The following is a 21,606-nucleotide window of genomic DNA, read 5'->3' as shown; positions in this document are numbered from 1 at the left end:
GGTTCACAGGTTTCCCCTTTAGGTCGTCCCCCAGCATAATTGCGCCATTCATCCATTCCCGTGATCACGCCCTGGGAGAACACCTTGCCGAGCGTATCCACATTGAGTGCCGCCGATCCGGCGTTTCTGGTGCAAATTTCCGACAGCCATCTGTTCGCCGAGGCGGATGGCACGCTGCTGGGCATGAATACCTGCGACAGCCTGCAAAGAGTCATCGAGCTGGTACGCCAGCAACAGCCGCAGATCGACCTGATCCTGGCCACGGGTGATCTGTCGCAGGACGGCACGCTGGAGTCTTACCAGCGGTTTCGCGACCTGACCGGGCAACTCGGTGCGCCAGCCCGCTGGATTCCCGGTAACCACGACGAGCCGTTGATCATGGCCGAGGCGGCGGTGCAGAGCGCGTTGCTGGAATCGGTGGTCGACATCGGCAATTGGCGGATCACGCTGCTTGATTCGGCCGTGCCGGGCTCGGTGCCGGGGTATTTGCAGGACGAACAGTTGCAACTGCTGGCGAGCTCGTTGAGTGAAACGCCGGAGCGTCATCACCTGGTGTGCTTCCACCACCATCCAGTGTCGATCGATTGTGCCTGGATGGAGCCGATCGGGCTGCGTAATCCCGAGGCGTTGTTTGCTGTGCTGGACCGTTTTCCACAGGTGCGCGCCGTACTTTGGGGGCACGTGCATCAGGAAGTCGATCAATGGCGTAATGATGTGCGTTTGATCGCTTCGCCTTCGACCTGCATTCAGTTCGAACCGGGCAGCGATGATTTCATGGTCGGGGAGCAAGCGCCGGGGTATCGCTGGCTGCGGCTGTTGCCGGATGGCCAGCTCGAAACCGGAGTGGAGCGCGTCACCGGTTTCGACTTCCAGATCGATTACAGCTCCAACGGCTATTAATCATTCCCCAAGATCACATTGCGGCCTTCGCGAGCAGGGCTTCGTGAGCGGTGCAGATCCATTGTGCAAGCGAGCTCGCTCGCGAAGGCGTCCGCCCGGGCGACCCGATTTCACGGGTATCCCCGATTCCCCCGACACCCTGTAAACTCCGCCTCTTTATCCGACGCACAGGGAGTTCAAATGTCCGGCTCGATCCTTTATATCCACGGGTTCAACAGCGCGCCTGCGTCGAAAAAGGCCACTCAGTTGAGCGAAGTGATGGAGCGTCTGGGCTTGAGCGATCGATTGCGCGTGCCGGCCTTGCATCACCATCCCCGCGAAGCCATCGGTCAGCTGGAGCAAGCGATTGAGGCGCTCGGACGGCCACTGCTGGTCGGCAGCTCACTCGGCGGCTACTATGCGACTCACTTGGCCGAACGCCATGGCCTCAAAGCCCTGTTGATCAACCCTGCCGTCAGTCCGCACCGGATGTTCGACGGGTTTCTGGGGACGCAGAAAAACCTGTATACCGATGAGACCTGGGAACTGACCCATGACCATGTGACGGCCCTGGCCGAACTGGAAGTGCCGGCGCCGCAGGACCCGCAGCGCTATCAGGTGTGGTTGCAGACCGGCGACGAAACGCTGGACTATCGCCTCGCCCAGCAGTATTACCGGGCTTGTGCCTTGCGTATTCAGGCCGGCGGCGACCACGGTTTCCAAGGGTTTGCCGAGCGTCTTCCGGCCATGCTGAGTTTTGCCGGCATAGGCGCAGATTTGTATCAGGCGATTGATTTCAGCGCACTGTGAACCGTTGCCCCTTTTTCATTGAATCACTGACGACGAGACCCTATGGCCACTCCCAGCGCTAGCTCTTATAACGCAGACGCCATCGAAGTCCTCTCGGGCCTCGACCCGGTGCGCAAGCGCCCCGGCATGTACACCGACACCACTCGGCCAAACCACCTCGCCCAGGAAGTCATCGACAACAGCGTCGACGAAGCCTTGGCCGGGCATGCCAAATCGGTGCAGGTCATCCTGCACGCCGATCACTCGCTGGAAGTCAGTGATGACGGTCGCGGCATGCCGGTGGACATTCACCCGGAAGAAGGCGTTTCCGGCGTCGAGCTGATCCTCACCAAGCTCCATGCGGGCGGCAAGTTTTCCAACAAGAACTACCAGTTCTCCGGCGGTCTGCACGGGGTCGGTATTTCGGTGGTCAACGCCTTGTCGACCGAAGTCCGGGTCCGCGTAAAGCGTGACGGCAACGAATACCAGATGACCTTCGCCGACGGTTACAAGAAAACCGAGCTGGAAGTGATCGGCACCGTTGGCAAGCGCAACACCGGCACCAGCGTGTTCTTCGCCCCGGACCCGAAATACTTCGATTCACCGAAATTTTCCATCAGTCGCCTCAAGCACGTGCTCAAGGCCAAGGCCGTCCTGTGCCCGGGGCTGCTGGTCAGTTTTGAAGACAAGGCCAGCGGCGAGAAAGTCGAATGGCATTACGAAGATGGCCTGCGCTCCTACCTAGTCGACGCGGTCAGCGAGTTCGAACGCCTGCCGGACGAGCCGTTCTGCGGCAGCCTGGCCGGTAACAAAGAGGCCGTGGACTGGGCGTTGCTGTGGCTGCCGGAAGGTGGCGACGCGGTGCAGGAAAGCTACGTCAACCTGATCCCGACCGCCCAGGGCGGTACCCACGTCAACGGCCTGCGCCAGGGCCTGCTCGACGCGATGCGCGAGTTCTGCGAATTCCGCAGCCTGTTGCCGCGTGGCGTAAAGCTGGCGCCGGAAGACGTCTGGGAACGCATTGCGTTCGTGCTGTCGATGAAGATGCAAGAGCCGCAATTCTCCGGTCAGACCAAGGAGCGTCTGTCGTCCCGTGAAGCGGCGGCGTTCGTTTCCGGAGTGGTCAAGGATGCGTTCAGCCTGTGGCTCAACGCCAACCCGGAAACCGGCATGCTCCTGGCGGAACTGGCGATCAACAACGCCGGCCGCCGCCTGAAAGCCAGCAAGAAAGTCGAGCGCAAGCGCATCACCCAGGGGCCGGCCCTGCCGGGCAAGCTCGCCGACTGCGCCGGGCAGGACCCGATGCGTTCCGAGCTGTTCCTGGTGGAAGGTGATTCCGCCGGCGGTTCGGCCAAGCAGGCGCGGGACAAAGAGTTCCAGGCGATCCTGCCGTTGCGCGGCAAGATCCTCAACACCTGGGAAGTGGACGGCAGCGAAGTACTCGCCAGCCAGGAAGTGCACAACATTGCCGTGGCCATCGGCGTCGACCCTGGCGCGGCGGACATGAGCCAGCTGCGCTACGGCAAGATCTGCATCCTCGCCGACGCCGACTCCGACGGTCTGCACATCGCGACCCTGCTCTGTGCATTGTTCGTCCAGCACTTCCGTGCGCTGGTCGATGCCGGCCATGTCTATGTCGCCATGCCGCCGCTGTACCGGATCGACCTGGGCAAAGAGATTTACTACGCCCTGGACGAAGCCGAGCGCGATGGCATTCTCGATCGCCTGGTGGCGGAGAAGAAACGTGGCAAGCCGCAGGTCACCCGATTCAAAGGCCTGGGTGAAATGAACCCGCCGCAGCTGCGCGAAACCACCATGGATCCGAACACCCGGCGCCTGGTGCAACTGACGCTGGATGATTTCGAAGCGACGTCGGAAATGATGGACATGCTGCTGGCGAAAAAACGCGCCGGCGACCGCAAGACCTGGCTGGAATCCAAAGGCAACCTGGCCGAGGTTCTGGGCTGATGCGTCTGGGCTTTGCCCTGGCGTGTGCATTGCTGCTGACCTCGATCACGGTGTCTGCCGAGCCGGCACCGTCGTTGCGTCTGGTGTCCGAGCATGCCATCGAAGGCATGCGCGGGGGCAACCTGTCCGGGCTGGCCCTGTGCGGCAAGGACTTGTGGGCGGTCTCCGATCGCGACGACGATCAGATCTACCGACTCGATACCCAGGCTGGCGTCTGGCACGCGCAAGCCGTGGGCATCGGCGTTCCGCCGGTGCCTGACAGCGGTTTGCCCTGGGGATTGCGTTCACGGACCTGGGTGGCTTCGTTCGTGCGCGGCGGTGATCTGGATTTCGAAGGCATCACCTGCGACAGCGCCGGCAATCGCTACATCGTCAGCGAAGGCCATGCGGCCGTCCTGCAAGTGCCGCTAACGGGGCCAGCGTCCTGGCTGAAAATCTCGCCGATGATGGTGCGCGAAGCGCGGGCCAGCGGCATGCTGTTGCAATTCAATGCATTGTTCGAAGGGTTAGCGATCAATTCGACCGGGGACCAGTTGTGGCTCGCCGCCGAGCGCCAAAGCCGCGGATTGGTACTCATCAAGCGCAAGCAGACCGTGTGGGATTGCGACGGTGGCTGTGTGCTGTTGAGCGAATCGGGCATGGAAATGCAGCCGCCGCAGTTTCCCAAGGCCAAGGCGGTTTCACGGGATTTTTCCGATCTGTCATTGTTCAACGGCAAGCTGTTCACCCTGGAGCGCAATGCCTATCAGATCTGTCGCCGGGACCCGCAAACGGCCAAAGTGGAGCGCTGCTGGTCTTATGCTGACGAGTTGTTGAAGGAAAGCCGTCGCTATCCACAGAACTATGGCCTCGAAGAGGCATTGATCGTGGACGCTGACGGCGCGTGGATGGGTGTCGACAACAATTTCGGTGCCCGCGCCGATGGCGAGTTACGGCCGATCGTCTGGCGCTTTGCCGCGCCTGAAGGTGGCTGGAGTGCCAAGCCATGAGTCAGCAACTACCGGGCAAGCGCGCCGGCCGGGTGTTGATGGTGCTGGCCTGGTGCGCCGCGCTGTTCCTGGCGACGCGGTTTTTTGGCCAGTGGGAAGAGCGCCAGCAAAACCCGAATGTGGCGGTGAGCTCGGAGCAGGGCGAAGGTTTTATCGAAGTGAAACTGGTCAGCAATGGCCAGGGGCATTTCGTCGCCAGCGGCCATATCAACGGTCAGCCGGTGGATTTCATGCTCGATACCGGGGCGACCGATGTGTCGATCCCGGCCAGCCTGGCCGAGCGGCTGAAGCTGGAGAAAGGCTTCGGGGTGACCCTGAGCACGGCCAACGGTTTGAGCGAGGGGTATCGAACCCGCATCGACCGGCTGCAACTGGGCGACATCGTGTTGCGTGATGTACGCGCACTGGTCGCACCCGGTTTGCATGGCGATCAAGTGCTGCTCGGCATGAGCGCACTGAACAAACTTGAATTTACCCAGCGCGGTGGCACCATGCTGCTGCGCCAGACAACGAATTGATGAGGCCCGCATGAGCGATATCCTTGCAGACAGCTTGGACGGCGTAGAACGCCGTTCGCTGGCTGACTTCACCGAAAATGCCTACCTCAACTACTCCATGTACGTGATCATGGACCGTGCCTTGCCGCATATCGGCGATGGCCTGAAACCGGTCCAGCGGCGCATCATCTACGCCATGAGCGAGTTGGGGCTGGACGCCGACTCCAAGCACAAGAAGTCGGCGCGTACCGTCGGTGACGTGCTCGGTAAATTCCACCCCCACGGCGACTCGGCTTGCTACGAAGCCATGGTCCTGATGGCCCAGCCGTTCAGCTATCGCTACACGCTGGTGGACGGCCAGGGTAACTGGGGTGCGCCGGACGATCCCAAGTCCTTCGCCGCCATGCGTTACACCGAGGCGCGGTTGTCGCGTTACTCCGAAGTGCTGCTCAGCGAACTGGGCCAGGGCACTGCGGACTGGGGGCCGAACTTCGACGGTACCCTCGACGAGCCGCTGGTGTTGCCGGCACGTTTGCCGAACATCCTGCTCAACGGCACCACCGGTATCGCGGTGGGCATGGCCACCGACGTTCCGCCGCACAACCTGCGCGAAGTCGCCAGCGCCTGCGTACGTTTGCTCGATGAGCCCAAGGCCACGGTCGAACAGCTCTGCGAACACATTCAGGGCCCGGATTACCCGACCGAAGCGGAAATCATCACACCGCGCGCCGATCTGCTGAAAATCTACGAAACCGGTCGCGGTTCCGTGCGCATGCGCGCCGTGTACCACGTCGAAGACGGCGACATCATCGTCACCGCGTTGCCGCATCAGGTTTCCGGCGCCAAGGTGCTGGAACAGATCGCCGCGATGATGCAGGCCAAGCCGTCCAAGGCCCCGCAGATTGCCGACCTGCGCGACGAATCCGATCACGAGAACCCATGCCGGATCGTGATCATTCCGGGCGCACGCAAAAACTTTGACCACGATGCATTGATGCAACACCTGTTCGCCAGCACCGAGCTGGAGTCGAGCTACCGGGTCAACATCAACATCATCGGGCTGGACGGCAAGCCGCAACTGAAAAACCTGCGGGCCCTGCTAGTCGAATGGCTGGAGTTCCGGGTGCAGACCGTTCGTCGTCGCCTGCAATTCCGCCTCGACAAGGTCGAGCGTCGCCTGCACCTGTTGGACGGTTTGCTGATTGCCTACCTCAACCTGGATGAAGTGATTCATATCATCCGTACCGAGGAGCATCCGAAAGCCGCACTGATCGAGCGCTTTGCCCTGAGCGAGATCCAGGCCGACTACATCCTCGACACCCGTTTGCGTCAGTTGGCGCGACTGGAAGAGATGAAGTTGCGTGCCGAGCAGGATGAACTGCTCAAGGAACAAGCCAAGCTGCAAGCCTTGCTGAGCAGTGAAGCCAAGCTGAAAAAGCTGGTGCGCACCGAGTTGATCAAAGACGCCGAAACCTACGGCGACGACCGTCGCTCGCCAATCGTCGAGCGCGCCGAAGCCAAGGCCCTGACCGAGCACGATCTGCTGCCGAACGAGAAAGTTACCGTCGTGCTGTCGGAAAAAGGCTGGGTTCGTTCCGCCAAGGGGCACGAAATCGACGCCACCGGGCTCTCCTACAAGGCCGGGGATGGCTTCAAAGCCCTGGCGGCGGGGCGCTCCAACCAGTTTGCGGTGTTTATAGACTCCACGGGTCGCAGCTATTCGGTGGCGGCGCACACCTTGCCATCGGCCCGTGGACAGGGCGAGCCGCTGACCGGCCGTCTGACGCCACCGCCGGGGGCCAGTTTTGAATGCGTGCTGATGCCCGAGGACGACGCGCTGTACGTCATTGCTTCCGACGCCGGTTACGGTTTCGTGGTCAAGGGTGAAGACCTGCAGGCCAAGAACAAGGCCGGCAAGGCGCTGTTGAGCCTGCCGAACAACGCCAAGGTGATCCTGCCGCGTCCTGTGGCTGATCGTGAGCAGAACTGGCTGGCTTCGGTGACCACCGAAGGTCGCCTGCTGATCTTCAAAATCAGCGATCTGCCACAATTAGGTAAGGGCAAAGGCAATAAGATCATCGGTATTTCCGGTGAGCGAGTGGCCAGTCGTGAAGAGTATGTGACGGACATCGCCGTTTTACCGGAGGGCGCCACCTTGGTGCTGCAGGCCGGAAAACGCACCTTGTCATTGAAAGCGGACGACCTCGAGCACTACAAAGGTGAGCGTGGGCGTCGTGGTAACAAATTGCCACGTGGCTTCCAGAGGGTAGATGCGCTGCTCGTCGAAAACCTCAATTAGGCGTACTAGAGGCTCCGATCTACGATTTAACCCGTAGATCGGCGCTTTCGCGCTGGAGTCGGAACGCATATTCACGGATGATATGGCCTTTCAAGCGCCGGCGTGGCCGAGCGTTCTTCATATTTATTGAGTATTTTCACTGTGGTCAGCCTTGTGGCGATCACCTGGATGGGACGATGACTGCTCTGCGCCTTCCTTTTATCTTGATGCTCGCTGGCGTTCTTGGCCTGGCGGGTTGCAGTGTTCACCAGCCGGTGTCGCTGTATCAACTGGACAGCGGAAGTCCGGTTCAGCCTGCGCAAAGCGCGGGCATGGCGGTTTTGTTGGGTCCGGTGACCGTCGCTGACTACCTGCAACGCGAAACCCTGTTGCAGCGTCAACCCGATGGCAGCCTGCAAGCTTCGCTCGATGGTCGCTGGGCCGGTAGCTTGTCTTCCGATATCGACCAGTTGTTACTGCGTCAGGTCGCCGGTCATCTGGACAGCCAGCGTGTCGTTCTGGCGCCCGCCAACCTGGGCTTCACGCCGGATGTGCAGGTGCTGCTGACCATCACGCGACTGGACTCGGGTGAAAAGCAACCGGCGATCCTCGATGCGCAATGGCGTTTGATCGACCGCCGTGGTCAGGTGCGCGATAACCGCATCATTCATCTGCAGGAACAACATGCCGGTAACACGGCGGCCCAGGTTCAGGCTCAGGGTGTGTTGCTGCAGCGACTGGCGGAACAGTTGTCTGTCGCGCTCAAGCCGTTGGCCAACCAGCCACCGATTGCCGAAGCGCCACGTAAACCGGCCGCCAAACCTGCGGCACCGGCGGTAGAACAGGAAAAACAGCCGAAGATCCCGATGGCTGCACCGATTCGCACGGATATGGAAGTGTTCCGCTTCTAAGTCTGGATCGAGTCAAACCAAAGCCCGCCTTGTGCGGGCTTTGTTGTTTCTGCTGATTGGAGACTTCCAGTGCGGCGGATGGCCTCATCGCTGGCAAGCCAGCTCCCACAAGGGTATCTGTTGAGCGCAGATTGTGTGTACGACATCAACCGCTGTGGCAGCTGGCTTGCCAGCGATAGCGACTGTACAGGCAATAAAAAACCCGCAGACGAGTGATCATCTGCGGGCTTCAATATGTAAGGCTGAAAGATCGCAGCCTTCGGCAGCTAAGGCTTACGCCCGGCGCTCATGCATCCGCGCCAGCTGTCGTTCAAGCATCGACGGATAAGGCTCCATCAAACGCTCCACACAGCAAGCACCTTCAGGGCTGGCAATCGGGCGGATCCGCGCGCGCTGGCGGATCAGTGCGTCGTCGCTGATCTTGCGCTCTACCAGCAGCAGGTTGCGGCTGTGTTGCGACAAGGCCAGGGCATCCTGGGCGGTGTCGGTCAGCAGCAGGTCGATCTGGCTCAGGCCGAACAGGTCGTCGCCCAGGGTCAGGCCCAGTTGCAATTGCAGGGTGATGCCACTGTCGGCGACTTCGATCTGCAGCTGATGGCCCAGCGCCCGCAGCAACTCGCCGCAGCAGATAGCATTGGTCAGGTAATCGTCGCCGCTGTCTTCGGTATGGAACAGCATCAGCGTGCTGCCGTCGTTCAGGGTGTGCAATTCGCTCTGATAGAGCGAGGCGGCCTGGTCTAGGCAGTCGCGGTAGCGCTCGAGCAGTTCTTCCAGGCGTGTGCGAGGCAGGCGACGCAGTTGCTCCTGAGAGCCCAGTTGCACGGCCAGTATGGCGCTGTGCTGCGGCACGTTCGAAACGACAGGTCGAGCGGCCGGAATCGGTGCGCTGTCTGTCGAATCATCGAGCAAATCGGCGAAGGCATCTTCGTCATCGTCTTCGACGGTGCTGATGGTACGCCGTGGTGCAGCTTTCATCGCCGCCATTGGACGGCTTTCGTCAAAGCTTGGGTCGCGCAGATTGCGTACTTCGAAACCCGGCTCTGCGTCGTCGATGTCATCGAATTCCGGCTCTGGCACGGGCTCCGGCTCGGCAGGTTCCGGCGCGAAGTTGGCGTGCAACTGGCGAGCCAGGTCACCAATTTCGTCCTGACGCTCGGTGGCCGGGGTGTATTCGTCGATATTGCGCAGCCACACCCGCAATTGCAGGAGCGGCGTGGAGATGTGTCGGCCCAGGCGCAGGCTCAAGGCCAGGGACAGGGCCAGCAGAATCGCGCTCAGGATGCCCATGCTTTGCAGGCTGATGGTCATCGGTTGCTGGAACTGGTCCATGTCGAGGCTGATGCGCAGTTGACCGGCGGTCACGTCCTGGAAGGTGATCTTGCTCTGGTACATGCCCTCGGCTTCACCCAGCAGGCCATGCTTGGGACGCTGTCCGGCTTCGGCGAGGATGCGGTTATCCACGCTATAGATGGCGGCGTGGGCCACCAGCTTGTTCTTGGTCAGGTTGTTGAGCAGTACGTTGAGGCTGAGGATGTCGTTGGACACCAGCAGCTCGGTGGCCGAGGTGGCCGTCTGCGTGGTCAGGCTTTCGCCCAGCGCATCCGCTTGTTCGTGCATGGCCTGCTTGAACTGCAAACCCATCACGCAGGCGTAGATGACCAGGGCCAGAGCGACCAGGATCACGTTATGGCTGGCGATGCGCAATGCAATCGGTACACGGCGGTGGCGCAGTGCCCGGAAGATTAGCAGGAAGAAGTTGTCGGTTTTTACTGGCGTGGGCCGGTTCACTTGAGCTCGGCTCTTTTATCTGTGAAGTTGACGCGCAGTATAGCGACAGGGTCTAGACCGGCAAAGCGCTCACGGTGCCCGATGGTCACTGAAAGTGGGTAGAATGCGGTTTTTTTCCACCTGCGGGGGTGCGCCTTGCGCGAAATCGTCCTGATAAACATCACGGGAGTCGACCGTCCCGGTCTGACTGCGGCCATTACCGGCGTTCTGGCCCAGGGTGGTGTGAACATTCTCGACATCGGTCAGGCGGTGATCCACGACACCCTGTCGTTCGGCATCCTGGTTGAAATTCCTGGTACCGAGCAAGGCAAGTCGGTGCTCAAGGACATCCTGTTCAAGGGCTACGAGCTCGATCAACAGGTCCGTTTCACGCCAGTGTCCGAAGAGGATTACCAGCAGTGGGTCGGCAACCAGGGCAAAAAACGCCACATCGTGACCCTGCTGACCCGCAAAGTGACGGCCGGGCAATTGCAGGCCGTGAGTTCAATCACCGCCAAATATGGCCTGAACATCGACCACATTGATCGGTTGTCAGGGCGCATGCCGCTGGATACGCCGGCGGATAAAGGCAAGGGCTGCATCGAGTTTTCCGTACGTGGCGAAGCGGCCGATCCGCAGGCGCTGCGTGCCGAATTCCTCAGCGTCGCCCAGGAATTGAACGTCGACATCGCCTTCCAGGAAGACTCGCTGTTCCGTCGTAACCGTCGCCTGGCGGTGTTCGACATGGACTCGACCCTGATCGAAGCCGAAGTGATCGACGAACTGGCCAAGGCCGCCGGTGTGGGTGACCAGGTCTCGGAAATTACCGAGCGGGCGATGGCGGGTGAGCTGGACTTCCGCGCCAGCTTCAAAGAGCGTCTTGCCTTGCTCAAGGGGCTGGATGTTGGCGTACTCGATTCCATCGGTGCATCCCTGCGCCTGACCGAAGGCGCTGAAACCCTGTTCGCCGAACTCAAGCGACTGGGTTACAAAACCGCCATTCTGTCGGGCGGGTTCACCTACTTCGCCAAGCAATTGCAGGCCAAGCTGGGTATTGACTACGTGTTCGCCAACGAGCTGGAAGTGGTGGATGGCAAGGTGACAGGCGTGGCGATCGAGCCGATTGTCGATGCGCAGCGCAAGGCTGATCTGCTCAAAGAGTTGGCGCACAAGGAAGGTTTGCGTCTGGAGCAGACCATTGCGGTCGGCGACGGCGCCAATGACTTGCCGATGCTGGCAATTGCCGGGTTGGGCGTGGCGTTTCGCGCCAAGCCGCTGGTTAAACAGTCGGCGAAGCAGGCAATTTCAACCCTGGGGCTCGATGGCGTGTTGTATCTGCTGGGCTTCCGCGATCGCGACGGACAACTGTAACGCCGCAAATCACCTGTAGGAGCGAGCCTGCTCGCGATGGACGTTAACGATGACGCCGGCATTCTGAATGTCCGCGGCGCCGTCACGTTTTTCGCGAGCAGGCTCGCTCCTACATTTGTGTGTCTCTATCAGGCTTTCGGTGAGCCCATTCCCTGGCCCATCTGCACCGGCGAACCTGCCGCCAATTCTTCAGCCCACTTCACTTGATCCGGCCCGAACAGCACGATAGCGGTCGAACCCAGTTTGAAGCGGCCCAGTTCCGCACCCTTTTCCAGATGGATCGGCGCACGAGCGGCCTCGTCGTAACGGAAGGTTTTCAGCTCGCGTTTCGGCGGCGTCACCAGCCCGGCCCACACGGTTTCGATCGATGCCACGATCATCGCGCCGACCAGCACGACGGCCATCGGCCCGCGTTCGGTGTCAAAGATGCACGCCACACGCTCGTTGCGGGCGAACAGTTCCGGCACGTTTTCGGCGGTGGTCTGATTCACCGAGAAAATCCGGCCCGGGATGTAGACCATTTCGCGCAGGGTGCCGGCCAGCGGCATGTGCACACGGTGGTAGTCCTTCGGCGACAGGTAAATGGTCGCGAAATCGCCACCCATGAACGGCGCGGCGTTCGCCGCATCGCCGCCCAGCAATTCCAGCACGCTGAAGCTGTGGCCCTTGGCCTGGAACACGCGGCCGTGTTCGATCGGCCCGAGTTGGCTGACCGCGCCGTCGGCCGGGCTGAGGATCGCGCCCGGTGTCTGGTCCAGAGGACGCGCGCCGTCCTTCAGGGCGCGGGTGAAGAAGGCGTTGAAGTGCTCGTAGGCCGTCAGGTCTTCGACCAGTGCCTGGGACATGTCCACCTGATAACGTTTGGCGAACCACGCGGTGAATGCATTCTTGAACCAGCGCACGCGGCATTCGGCGATGCAGCCGGCCAGTCGCGAGAGCAAATGGTGTGGCAGCAGGTACTGGCTGAGGATAAACAGACGCTTATTCATTAACTGTCCTTAAAAACCTTAAATCTCTACAGGGGTATCGGGGTGGTTGCCCCATTCGCCCCAGGAGCCGGCGTAGCCTTTGACCCGCGGATAACCGAGGGACTTGGCCACCAGATAGGTGAAGCCAGAACGGTGGTGAGTCTGGCAGTGGGTAATCACTTCTTTGTCTTTGCTGATCCCGAGTTGTTCGAGGATCTGCGGCATGTCGGTGCGGATACGCAGGTTCCGGGCCTTGTCCATGCCGGCGGTCCATTCGAAATTGACCGCGCCAGGAATGTGTCCGCCCTTGGCCGCCAGGACTTTCTCACCGGAGTACTCCAGCGGCCCGCGCGCGTCCCAGATCGCCAGGTCGGCGGCGCCGAGACGGCTTTGCAGGTATTCGCGGGTCGCGGTGGGTTCGTCGTGCAGGGTCAATGCAACCGGGCCACCCACAGCAGCGGGGACCTGGATCGACATGGGCAAGCCTTCTGCCAGCCAGGCCGTCAGGCCGCCGTCGACATAGTGATAGTTGCGGTGACCAATGACGTCCAGAAGCCAGATAAAACGCCCGGCCCAACCGCCGCCCTCGTCGTCATAAACCACGTAGACCGCATCGGGATTGTGCCCCAGCTCACCGAACAACGCTTCGAGTGCGGCTTGCGACGGCATCAGGCCTGGGGCGGGCGCCTGGCCGAGCTGTGTGCGTTTCGGATCGACAAACCGCGCACCGGGAATATGCCCTTCGGTGTAGCGGGCGCTGCTGGTCAGGTCCACCAGAATCAGATCACGGGCATCGAGGCGAGGGAGCAAGTCGCTCGGTTCGATCACCAGCGGCAAGCCAGAGAAGTCAGACATGTGAGGTCTCCAGAGCACAAAAGGGAGGATTGTAGCGCAGCGCTATTGGCCGCGGCGGCTAAAGTTATGCAGCGCTTTCTCGATGCACTGTGCCGTTTTGCCGAAGGCTTGCACGGTGATTTCCGAAAACGGCCCGCCGCCCTGATCCGCCACGACAATCATGATCACCCGGCCATTGTTGACCAGTGAGCGCAGCAGCAGGTGTTCGCCGCTGAACTGCGCGCGCAGGCCGTTGGGCAGCAGGGCTGAAAATTGTGCGTTGTTGGTCGGGTTAATCCGTACCTGGGCCTGTTGCGAAAGCAAGCGTTGCAGCACGGTGCTTTGGCTGACCGCAAAGTTCATCGCCGCCACTTCTTTGGGCAGTCCCGCCGTTTGGTGCACTCGCAGGTTGGCGTGGGTGCGGTCGGCCATCAGGATCATCACGCGGCGCATGCCGCAGGCGACGAGGGCGTCCCGGGCAGCGATGGTCAAGTGCATGGCATTGGTGAAGTGACTCGGTTCGACCAACAGCTCGGCGCATTGCTTGCGCCATTTCGCCAGGTCCTCGGCGGTGGGCGCGGGTGCCGGCAGCAAAGCGGCATGGACGCGATTCATGCCCCACGGCCAGATCAACGCTTCGGCGGGGTGCCAAAGGTCAGGCATGGCGTGATGGCGCGCACTGTTGGCGGCCTGCTGGTGCAATTGCTGTTGCACGTCTTCCATCGGTACTTGCAGGTATAGGCTGGTCAGATACTGCCACCGCTGGCTGTGCGGACTGTCCCAGGCCTGGTGCGCCGACAATGCCAGACCGTTGGCCAGCAACACGGTATTGGCCGGTTGATTGAGCCAGCGGCGCAGGGTCGGATCGTCATCGAGGCGGTTCTGCTGGCGCAATGGATGCTCGCTGTCGCGGGCAATGCGCAGAACCTTCACCAGTTCCCGTTGCTCGGTGAGCAGCAGACGGTAGCCCTGCTGCACCCAGATCGGCAGGCGCCATATGTCCGCCAGGGCCTGGCCGATGTCCAGCAGGCGTACGCCAAACAATTGCTTTTCGACCCTGCGCGCCGACTCGCCTTTATGAATGACCCTTAGTTCCCAGTCCTCCAGCAATTGCGGGTGAGTCAGGGCCAGTGGCCATAGCGGCGACAGAAACAACAGGCTGCCCCAGTAGATGTCCTGCCACAGGCGCGCCAGGCGACTGGCAAAAAAACCATTGGCCTGTTGCGTGGCGTGCTGGCTGATCATCTGCAACTGACGCAGGGCTTTGGGGATGTCGGTTTGCGGCAGTACGGGCATCCGGTCGAGCAATTCTTCAGTGCGTTTGAGGCCAAGGCGATTGATGGCGACCTCAAGGTTTTCCGCCGGCTCGGTCATGCTGCCATGGGTATGCCGGTTGGCTTCGCGGATCACGCTCAAGGCCAGGGGCGGGCTTTCCTGCATCAATTCGGCGATGTCGCGCAACGAGCTGCGATGGTCGCGAATGGCCAGCCAGACACGGTCATGGATGGCCTTGGGAACCGGCAGGCGCACATCATCCAGAAGCTTGACCCAGCCTTCGAGTGTGGTCGGTTTTGGAATTGGAACGTTCGTTTCGTTAACCATGGTGGAGGCGATCATCGTCAGCGTTAACTGTGCCCGGAGTGGGTCAAATTGGCTTTTCGCCTGAACTGGCTATAGTCTGGCGCAGTTTTGCCGATAAGTAGAAGAAGAGATTTTTTAACTTCCGAATATGACCTTGAACCCGACTCAGTAAGTGCTCTCCTACCTATGGCTAAAATTATCGGCATCATCGTCGTATTCGCGAGCGTGCTCGGCGGATACGTGCTCTCCCACGGCAAAATTGCAGCCCTGATCCAGCCTTTCGAGGTGATGATCATCGGCGGCGCGGCCCTCGGCGCATTCTTGCAGGCCAACCCCGGCTACATGACGATGCACGTGCTCAAGAAGTCCCTGAGCATGTTCAGCTCGCGTTTCAGCCACGGCTTCTACCTTGAAGTCCTGGGCCTGATCTACGAAATTCTCAACAAGAGCCGCCGTGAAGGCATGATGGCGATCGAAGGTGACATCGAAGATGCCGCCGCGAGCCCGATCTTCGCCAAGTACCCGGCGGTCCTGAAGGATGAGCGCATGACGGCGTTCATCTGCGATTACCTGCGCATCATGTCTTCCGGCAACATGGCACCTCATGAGCTTGAAGGGCTGTTTGACATGGAACTCTTCAGCCTCAAGGAAGACCTGGAGCATCCATCCCACGCCGTGAACGGCGTCGCCGACGCCATGCCCGGTTTCGGTATCGTCGCGGCGGTACTGGGTATCGTGGTGACCATGGCGTCCCTGGGCGAAGGTGACCAGAAGTCCATCGGCCTGCACGTGGGTGCGGCACTGGTCGGTACGTTCTTCGGTATTCTCGCCGCCTACGGCTTCTTCGGTCCGCTGGCCACTTCCCTGGCCCACGATTCCAAGGAAGAACTGAACGTCTACGAAGCCATCAAGGCCTCGCTGGTCGCCTCGGCTTCCGGCATGCCGCCATCGCTGGCCGTGGAGTTCGGACGCAAGGTTCTGTACCCGGCGCACCGTCCTAGCTTCGCCGAGCTGGAACAAGCGGTCCGCGGTCGTTAAGCATGGAGAACAATCAGCCGATAATCATCAAGCGCGTCAAGCGCTACGCCGGTGGGCATCACGGGGGCGCCTGGAAAATCGCCTTCGCCGACTTCGCCACGGCGATGATGGCGTTCTTCCTGGTGTTGTGGCTGTTGTCCACGGCGACGCCGGAGCAGAAGATCGCCATCGCCGGTTACTTCAAGGACCCGATCGGCTTCTCGGAAAGCGGCACGCCGTACATCATCGATCTGGGCGGCACGCCGACCCTGGCGCCGGAAAACACCCTCAACCCCGAGGTGAAGTCCCAGCCACAACCGGACAAGGTAACCGTCGACGCCGAACAGGTCGAAGGCATGGCCGAGATGGTCGAGAAGGAGCGTCTCGAACTGTTGCTGCAAGAGTTGCAGAACAAGGTCGAAGAGAATCCGCAGCTGCAGAAATTCAAAGACCAGATCATGTTCGAGATCACTCCGGACGGTTTGCGCATCCAGATCGTGGACGCCGAAAACCGGCCGATGTTCGACTCCGGCAGTGCTCGCTTGAAGCCGTATTTCGAAGACATCCTGCTGGCCATGGCCGACACCATCAAAGCGGTGCCGAACAAGATCAGCATCAGCGGCCATACCGATGCCAAGCCGTACACCGGCACCGGTGATTTCGGCAACTGGGAACTTTCGGCCAACCGTGCCAACGCCGCCCGCCGTGCGCTGGTCGCGGGAAGCTATCCGGATCAGCAGGTGGCGCGTGTCGTGGGGTATGCCTCATCGGCGCTGTTTGATCGTGAACATCCGTTCAATCCGATCAACCGTCGTATCGACATCATCGTGCTGACCAAGAAAGCCCAACGCGCCATCGAAGGCTCGCAAGGGGCCGAACCTGCCCCTGATGCCACGAAAGGAAGCGAGACGCCCGGAGCAGCGCCGGCTACCCCCGCCGATCCAAATGCGTTGCCGGCGGACAAGGAACCGCTGCCGGCCCACGAGCTTCGTGAGCGTCTGAATTTGTTCGAAGATCCGGCGCCGAAACCGTCAGCACCCGGGAGTGCGGCACCAGCCCCCGCCACTGCACCGGCCCCAGCGCCGAAGCAGTGATCCACAAAAAAGGCCGACATCGCTGTCGGCCTTTTTTGTGGGCGCGATTTCAGAAACCGCGAGAGATTCTGGATTTGAGGTCAGTATGAAAGCGATCGGCGTTAGTCCTGTTGACGCTTCGTACAGATTCGCTGCCGGTGAGCGATTCCAGTGACATCGAGCGTTTGAGTGTCGCTTCATCGCGATAGGCCTCGATGAAAAAATCGATGTCCTTTTCACGCGTCAGTTTCGGCCATTTATCGAGGTACAGCGGCAATTCTGTCGGTCCGGTCTTGAACGAGCAGATGCGCCGGTTGGTAATGGTCGCCTCGCCAATTTCGAACGGCACCCACCAGGACAGCGCGGTTTTTTCCGATACCACCGCCAGCAAATGCGTGCACTCACTGATATTGCGGGTGATTACGCCGGTGATGTCGTCGGTGGTCTGGGACTCTGGGTCCATCACATCCAGATAAGTTCTGATGTTGGCCTGCATCAGGCGGCTGTTGATGTTCATCGCATAGGCGCGATCCATGTGGCGGTAGCTGATAAACACAGGCATCAGAAATGTCCCTTGATGGCCAGTTCGCGGTAATAGGCGCCGAGGGCGGTGAGGCGGCATCCGGTGGAGTGAATGGCCGCGTAATACATATGTTCGGCATCCACTGGTTCGACCAGGCTGTGGCGGTTGCACTTTTGCAGTTGGGCGAAGACTTCGCCGTGCTCCGGGTTGAATTCAGGTTCGGTGGGCTCAAAGCTGGGGGCGAGGGGGTAGACCGACTCCGCTTCGGCAAACCACTCGGGCAGCTTGCGCAGGATTTCCTTGGGGATCAGCGGCGAGACCTCGCGCAGGGAAATGAACTGCGACACATTGGTCTTGAACACCGGCCGCTGCTCCCAGGCGTCGAGGGCGTTGTCGACGAATGAATAGAGGCTGCCGGGCGTAATTTTGCCGAGAATGTTCGCGGCACCGCCATGCAATGCCTGAAGCAGCAAACCGGTGAAGACTCCGTGGCCGGCGCCTTCCATCGCCGGCTGTTCTTTTTTGCACGCCGTCAGAATGGTCATGCCCTCGCCAATCACGCTGCTCTCGCTGCGCAATGCGCGTATTTCGCCGGCCGACCCGCCCTGGCAGCAGTCGAGAATGATGACCTTGTTTTTGATTTTCGTGGCTTTGCTCGCCCAGTTCAGGATATCGCTGATCCGGATGCCGTCCTTTGCGGACTTGTAATCCTGAGGGATCAGCATGCCTTCGTCGGTATCGAGGTCGAAACTGCCGTGGCCGGCGAAATACAGCAGCGCGACGTTGCAGTCACCGGAGAACAGTTCGCGGATCTGGTCTTCGAGCTTTTCGCGACTCAAGTAGTCTTCGGCGGAGGTGAGCACGATGTTCTTGAAGTTCGGATCTCCATTGGCGTCGGTCTTCAATACCGAGGCCATGGCCATCGCGTCGTTGTTGCAGCCAATCAACTGGGAAACATGGGTGTAGTTGTTAATGCCGATAAACAATCCCTTGCGCATGGTTACACCGCCGTATGCTGACGAATGGCACTGACAATGCTGTTGGTGTTCCACGCACATTCGGCATGTGCGGCGTCCCGCACCACCGTGGAAATACGCTCGGCGCCGAATGGTTTGATCGCAATGATCACCTTGCCCATGCGCTTGGCGATTTCGATCTCTTTGTTGATCCATTTGCTGTAGGCCGAATACATCCCGGCCATGATCAGCACCGCCGAACAAGGGCGGATTTTGTTTTCAATGGCCAGCTCAAGTTGCTTGTCGGTTTGTGCGCCAACGATTGGATTGTGTGGGGGGACTGAAAAGTTCTTGAAGGTGAAGGTCGGGTGCGCGGTGAGCAGTTTTACCAGTCTGTCGTGGGCATCGGAGTAGTTCCACGAATGGCTGATGAACAGGTGATAGGTTTGCATGGGTGCCCTCGGTGTCGCCTGAATGCGAAGAGGGTTCGAATGTATGCAATTGAGTGGCGCTAACAAGGCTTGCGCGGTGAATCAGAAATGCCCTGCAAGTGCGTGGGCAGGTGTCTTACAGAGGCGTCTGACGTTTAAGGCGAGAGGGTATTTGTAGGCAGGAACGAGCGATCGCCCGCCCCACTGGGGGCAGGGCGGGCGATGCGTCTGTTTAGTAGCCGTTTTCCGGCAGGCTGGCGATGATCGAGCGGTAGCTGTTCATTCGTTGCTGTTGCACGCGGCCATCTTCCAGGGCCTTGAGCAGGGCGCAACCAGGCTCGCGGTCGTGCTTGCAGTCGCGGAAGCGGCAGGTGCCGAGCAGGTCGTTGAACTCGATGAAACCGGCTTCGACGTCGGCACGGCTGACGTGGCCCAGGCCGAATTCGCGGATGCCCGGGGAGTCGATCAACTCACCGCCACCGGGGAAGTGGAACAGTCGCGCGGTGGTGGTGGTGTGCGTGCCCTGGCCGGACAGTTCGGACAGCGGGCCGACGCGGGTTTCGACGTTGGGCAGCAGGCTGTTGACCAGCGATGACTTGCCGACACCGGACTGGCCGACGAACACGCTGATGCGTCCGTCCAGCTGCTGTTGAAGTTGCTCCATGCCGTTGCCATGGTGCGCCGACACTTCCAGCACCGGGTAACCCAGCGTGCGGTAAACCGCGAGCAGAGCGTTCAGGGCCGGCGCGTTGTTTTCGTCGATCAGGTCGAATTTGTTCAGCAACAGCAACGGCTTGATGCCCGCATGTTCGGCCGCCACCAGATAACGGTCGATCAGATTGGCATGGGGTTCGGGCAGCGGGGCGAAGACAATCACGATCATGTCGACGTTGGCCGCAACTGGCTTGAGCTGGCCACGGCTGTCCGGACGACAGAGTTCGGTGTTGCGTGGCAATTGGGCCACGATCACGCCGATGCCCTGGTTGCCGGCACGCCAGACCACTCGGTCGCCGGTCACCAGCGCCGGCAGGTTGGCGCGCAGGTGGCAACGGAAAACCTCACCGGCCTGTTCGCCATCTACGGCCTCGACTTCGACTTGCACGCCGAAGTGCGCGATCACCAGACCGTGCTGTTCCGGGCCGAGGTCGCCGCCCTCAAGTGCCTCGACAGCCGAGGACTCGCGTTTGGCGGCGCGGGCAGCGCGTTCGCCCTGAATCTTTTCGATGCGCCAGTTTTGACGACGATTGAGTTGGCGTTTGGCCATGGGTGTTCCGTATAAAGAATGCAGCGATTAGGTAAAACGGCCGCGAGTTTAGCACGCCCGGCCACCGGCCTAGGCTAAACTGCGCAGCATTGCCTAGGAGCCGACACATGCAAAACCCGCAGAATCTGATCTGGATTGACCTGGAAATGACCGGTCTGAACCCGGATACCGACGTCATCATCGAAATGGCCACCATCGTCACCGACAGTGACCTGAACACTTTGGCCGAAGGCCCGGTGATCGCCATCCATCACAGCGACGAAGTCCTCGCCGGCATGGACGAGTGGAACACCCGTCAACACGGCGGTTCGGGGCTGACCCAGCGCGTGCGCGAGAGCCGCATCAGCATGGCCGAGGCCGAAGCCGAAACCATCGCGTTCCTCGAAAAGTGGGTGCCGAAGGGCAAGTCGCCGATCTGTGGCAACAGCATCTGCCAGGATCGTCGCTTCCTTTATACCCACATGAAATCCCTGGAAAGCTATTTCCACTACCGCAACCTCGATGTGTCCACGCTTAAGGAACTGGCGGCGCGCTGGGCGCCGGATGTGCGTGACAGCTTCAAGAAAGGCAGTACCCACCTGGCCCTGGACGACATCCGCGAGTCCATCGCCGAGTTGCAGCACTACCGCAAGCATTTCATCAAGTTCTGATCATGCATCGCGAGGGCCATTGTGGCGAGGCAGCTTGTCGGGACGCCGCACCGCCCCGCTCGGCTGCGCAGCAGTCGTAAACCTGTAAACGCGGTCTGACTGGAAGGCTGCAAGGGAGCGCTTAGCACGCCAACAGGGCGGTGCGGCGTCCCGGCTAGCCCCTCGCCAAAGGTTTTCCGATTGCCCTCTTTTGGTGCTTGGGTGAAGTGAGTAGACTGCGCGCCTTTCTGCAAGGACCGCCACCATGTTGCTGATGCTCTACCTGATCGCCATCACAGCCGAAGCCATGACCGGCGCCCTGTCTGCGGGCCGTCGCGGCATGGACTGGTTTGGCGTGGTCTTGATTGCGTGCGTCACGGCGCTGGGCGGGGGATCGGTGCGTGATGTGCTGCTGGGGCATTACCCCCTGACGTGGGTCAAACACCCGGAATACCTGGTGTTGACCTCTGTCGCGGCCATGGTGACGGTGTTCACGGCACGCTGGATGCGTCACCTGCGTTCGCTGTTTCTGGTGCTCGATGCCGTCGGTCTGGTGGCGTTTACCCTGATCGGCTGCATGACCGCCCTGGAAATGGGCCATGGCATGCTGGTCGCATCGGTCAGCGGGGTCATCACCGGGGTGTTCGGCGGCATCCTGCGGGATATCTTCTGCAACGATATTCCACTGATCTTCCGTCGTGAGCTCTACGCCAGCGTCTCGTTCGCCGCGGCGTGGTGCTACATGCTTTGTCTGTACCTGAATTTGCCCGGCGAACAGGCCATCCTGATCACCCTGTTCGGCGGTTTCCTGTTGCGCTTGTTGGCGATTCGTTTTCACTGGGAAATGCCAAAGTTTGTCTATAACGATGAGCAGTGAAGGA

General features: G+C 60.5%; 20 protein-coding genes. 12 read left to right on the top strand and 8 right to left on the bottom strand.

All coding sequences use genetic code 11. The features are described from left to right. Positions 1-84: 84 nt before the first annotated feature. The 7 genes from cpdA (at position 85) to BLV61_RS12845 (ending at position 8,311) form a co-directional block, all read left to right on the top strand. A complete protein-coding gene (cpdA, locus tag BLV61_RS12875; protein WP_090465473.1) occupies positions 85-900 on the top strand; it encodes a 3',5'-cyclic-AMP phosphodiesterase in 816 nt (271 codons plus the stop codon). Positions 901-1,080: 180 nt separating this feature from the next. Next, positions 1,081-1,689, top strand: coding sequence for a YqiA/YcfP family alpha/beta fold hydrolase (locus tag BLV61_RS12870; RefSeq protein ID WP_090465470.1), 609 nt, complete (start codon positions 1,081-1,083; stop codon positions 1,687-1,689). Positions 1,690-1,731: 42 nt separating this feature from the next. Next, positions 1,732-3,636, top strand: coding sequence for a DNA topoisomerase IV subunit B (gene parE / locus BLV61_RS12865; RefSeq protein ID WP_047536650.1), 1,905 nt, complete (start codon positions 1,732-1,734; stop codon positions 3,634-3,636). After that, positions 3,636-4,625, top strand: a complete 990-nt coding sequence (locus BLV61_RS12860) for an esterase-like activity of phytase family protein (RefSeq protein ID WP_090465467.1) — start codon at positions 3,636-3,638, stop codon at positions 4,623-4,625. Before parE ends, BLV61_RS12860 begins: the two co-directional genes overlap by 1 nt. Further along, positions 4,622-5,143, top strand: a complete 522-nt coding sequence (locus BLV61_RS12855; RefSeq protein ID WP_090465464.1) for a retropepsin-like aspartic protease family protein — start codon at positions 4,622-4,624, stop codon at positions 5,141-5,143. Before BLV61_RS12860 ends, BLV61_RS12855 begins: the two co-directional genes overlap by 4 nt. A gap of 10 nt (positions 5,144-5,153) precedes the next feature. Beyond that, on the top strand, positions 5,154-7,421 hold the full coding sequence (parC, locus tag BLV61_RS12850; protein ID WP_047536659.1) for a DNA topoisomerase IV subunit A: 2,268 nt from the start codon (positions 5,154-5,156) through the stop codon (positions 7,419-7,421). A 176-nt stretch (positions 7,422-7,597) separates the two neighbouring features. Further along, positions 7,598-8,311 carry a PqiC family protein gene (locus BLV61_RS12845; RefSeq protein ID WP_047536663.1) on the top strand — a complete coding sequence of 238 codons (714 nt, stop codon included), beginning with the start codon at positions 7,598-7,600 and terminating at the stop codon, positions 8,309-8,311. A 273-nt stretch (positions 8,312-8,584) separates the two neighbouring features. On the opposite strand, the gene BLV61_RS12840 is transcribed toward BLV61_RS12845, so the two are convergent. Next, positions 8,585-10,099, bottom strand: coding sequence for an AhpA/YtjB family protein (locus BLV61_RS12840; protein ID WP_090465459.1), 1,515 nt, complete (start codon positions 10,097-10,099; stop codon positions 8,585-8,587). Between the two features lie 135 nt (positions 10,100-10,234). Here BLV61_RS12840 and serB point away from each other — a divergent pair, with 135 nt between their 5' ends. Then, positions 10,235-11,449 carry a phosphoserine phosphatase SerB gene (gene serB, locus BLV61_RS12835; RefSeq protein WP_047536669.1) on the top strand — a complete coding sequence of 405 codons (1,215 nt, stop codon included), beginning with the start codon at positions 10,235-10,237 and terminating at the stop codon, positions 11,447-11,449. A gap of 128 nt (positions 11,450-11,577) precedes the next feature. Here serB and asd read toward each other — a convergent pair whose 3' ends face one another. The 3 genes from asd to BLV61_RS12820 are packed head-to-tail and all read right to left on the bottom strand — an operon-like array spanning position 11,578 to position 14,853. Further along, positions 11,578-12,438, bottom strand: coding sequence for an archaetidylserine decarboxylase (gene asd / locus BLV61_RS12830; protein ID WP_047536672.1), 861 nt, complete (start codon positions 12,436-12,438; stop codon positions 11,578-11,580). Between the two features lie 18 nt (positions 12,439-12,456). Then, a complete protein-coding gene (locus BLV61_RS12825) occupies positions 12,457-13,272 on the bottom strand; it encodes a rhodanese-like domain-containing protein (RefSeq protein ID WP_090465456.1) in 816 nt (271 codons plus the stop codon). A 42-nt stretch (positions 13,273-13,314) separates the two neighbouring features. Then, positions 13,315-14,853 (bottom strand): HDOD domain-containing protein, encoded by a 1,539-nt coding sequence (locus BLV61_RS12820; RefSeq protein WP_090469881.1) that lies wholly within the window; start codon positions 14,851-14,853, stop codon positions 13,315-13,317. Positions 14,854-15,018: 165 nt separating this feature from the next. On the opposite strand from BLV61_RS12820, the gene motA reads away from it, so the two are divergent. Both motA and motB read left to right on the top strand, forming a co-directional pair. Further along, on the top strand, positions 15,019-15,870 hold the full coding sequence (gene motA / locus BLV61_RS12815; RefSeq protein WP_047536678.1) for a flagellar motor stator protein MotA: 852 nt from the start codon (positions 15,019-15,021) through the stop codon (positions 15,868-15,870). 2 nt (positions 15,871-15,872) lie between these two features. Further along, positions 15,873-16,943 carry a flagellar motor protein MotB gene (gene motB, locus BLV61_RS12810; protein ID WP_047536681.1) on the top strand — a complete coding sequence of 357 codons (1,071 nt, stop codon included), beginning with the start codon at positions 15,873-15,875 and terminating at the stop codon, positions 16,941-16,943. A 49-nt stretch (positions 16,944-16,992) separates the two neighbouring features. Here the strand turns inward: motB and BLV61_RS12805 are convergent, their stop codons facing one another. The 4 genes from BLV61_RS12805 to rsgA all read right to left on the bottom strand — a co-directional run bounded on the left by BLV61_RS12805 (position 16,993) and on the right by rsgA (position 20,096). Beyond that, positions 16,993-17,484: a toll/interleukin-1 receptor domain-containing protein gene (locus BLV61_RS12805; protein ID WP_047536684.1), complete on the bottom strand. Its 492-nt coding sequence runs from the start codon at positions 17,482-17,484 to the stop codon at positions 16,993-16,995. Further along, a complete protein-coding gene (locus BLV61_RS12800) occupies positions 17,484-18,443 on the bottom strand; it encodes a caspase family protein (protein ID WP_047536687.1) in 960 nt (319 codons plus the stop codon). Before BLV61_RS12800 ends, BLV61_RS12805 begins: the two co-directional genes overlap by 1 nt. Positions 18,444-18,445: 2 nt before the next feature. Then, the gene (locus BLV61_RS12795) at positions 18,446-18,853 is read right to left on the bottom strand and encodes a TIR domain-containing protein (RefSeq protein WP_047536690.1); all 408 of its coding nucleotides are present in this window, start codon (positions 18,851-18,853) and stop codon (positions 18,446-18,448) included. Between the two features lie 211 nt (positions 18,854-19,064). Next, positions 19,065-20,096, bottom strand: a complete 1,032-nt coding sequence (rsgA, locus tag BLV61_RS12790) for a small ribosomal subunit biogenesis GTPase RsgA (protein WP_047536692.1) — start codon at positions 20,094-20,096, stop codon at positions 19,065-19,067. Between the two features lie 107 nt (positions 20,097-20,203). Between rsgA and orn the strand changes: the two genes are divergently transcribed. Together orn and BLV61_RS12780 are read left to right on the top strand one after the other, a co-directional pair. Then, positions 20,204-20,746, top strand: a complete 543-nt coding sequence (gene orn / locus BLV61_RS12785) for an oligoribonuclease (RefSeq protein WP_047536695.1) — start codon at positions 20,204-20,206, stop codon at positions 20,744-20,746. Positions 20,747-20,990: 244 nt separating this feature from the next. Further along, positions 20,991-21,602, top strand: a complete 612-nt coding sequence (locus BLV61_RS12780) for a trimeric intracellular cation channel family protein (protein ID WP_047536697.1) — start codon at positions 20,991-20,993, stop codon at positions 21,600-21,602. The last annotated feature ends 4 nt before the right edge of the window (positions 21,603-21,606 follow it).

Origin of the sequence: Pseudomonas mohnii (genome assembly GCF_900105115.1) — a bacterium.
Lineage (GTDB): Bacteria > Pseudomonadota > Gammaproteobacteria > Pseudomonadales > Pseudomonadaceae > Aquipseudomonas > Aquipseudomonas mohnii.
Note: the sequence above shows the minus strand (reverse complement) of the source record. Positions and strands in the feature narration are given on the sequence as shown.

Excerpts from the sequence above, each read along its gene's own strand:
- BLV61_RS12825 (WP_090465456.1), bottom strand. The coding sequence starts at position 13,272 with ATGTCTGACTTCTCTGGCTTGCCGCTGGTGATCGAACCGAGCGACTTG.
- BLV61_RS12800 (WP_047536687.1), bottom strand. The coding sequence starts at position 18,443 with ATGCGCAAGGGATTGTTTATCGGCATTAACAACTACACCCATGTTTCC.
- BLV61_RS12805 (WP_047536684.1), bottom strand. The coding sequence starts at position 17,484 with ATGCCTGTGTTTATCAGCTACCGCCACATGGATCGCGCCTATGCGATG.
- BLV61_RS12870 (WP_090465470.1), top strand. The coding sequence starts at position 1,081 with ATGTCCGGCTCGATCCTTTATATCCACGGGTTCAACAGCGCGCCTGCG.
- parE (WP_047536650.1), top strand. The coding sequence starts at position 1,732 with ATGGCCACTCCCAGCGCTAGCTCTTATAACGCAGACGCCATCGAAGTC.
- orn (WP_047536695.1), top strand. The coding sequence starts at position 20,204 with ATGCAAAACCCGCAGAATCTGATCTGGATTGACCTGGAAATGACCGGT.
- BLV61_RS12780 (WP_047536697.1), top strand. The coding sequence starts at position 20,991 with ATGTTGCTGATGCTCTACCTGATCGCCATCACAGCCGAAGCCATGACC.
- motA (WP_047536678.1), top strand. The coding sequence starts at position 15,019 with ATGGCTAAAATTATCGGCATCATCGTCGTATTCGCGAGCGTGCTCGGC.
- parC (WP_047536659.1), top strand. The coding sequence starts at position 5,154 with ATGAGCGATATCCTTGCAGACAGCTTGGACGGCGTAGAACGCCGTTCG.
- BLV61_RS12855 (WP_090465464.1), top strand. The coding sequence starts at position 4,622 with ATGAGTCAGCAACTACCGGGCAAGCGCGCCGGCCGGGTGTTGATGGTG.
- rsgA (WP_047536692.1), bottom strand. The coding sequence starts at position 20,096 with ATGGCCAAACGCCAACTCAATCGTCGTCAAAACTGGCGCATCGAAAAG.
- BLV61_RS12820 (WP_090469881.1), bottom strand. The coding sequence starts at position 14,853 with ATGGTTAACGAAACGAACGTTCCAATTCCAAAACCGACCACACTCGAA.
- motB (WP_047536681.1), top strand. The coding sequence starts at position 15,873 with ATGGAGAACAATCAGCCGATAATCATCAAGCGCGTCAAGCGCTACGCC.
- asd (WP_047536672.1), bottom strand. The coding sequence starts at position 12,438 with ATGAATAAGCGTCTGTTTATCCTCAGCCAGTACCTGCTGCCACACCAT.
- BLV61_RS12845 (WP_047536663.1), top strand. The coding sequence starts at position 7,598 with ATGACTGCTCTGCGCCTTCCTTTTATCTTGATGCTCGCTGGCGTTCTT.
- BLV61_RS12860 (WP_090465467.1), top strand. The coding sequence starts at position 3,636 with ATGCGTCTGGGCTTTGCCCTGGCGTGTGCATTGCTGCTGACCTCGATC.
- BLV61_RS12795 (WP_047536690.1), bottom strand. The coding sequence starts at position 18,853 with ATGCAAACCTATCACCTGTTCATCAGCCATTCGTGGAACTACTCCGAT.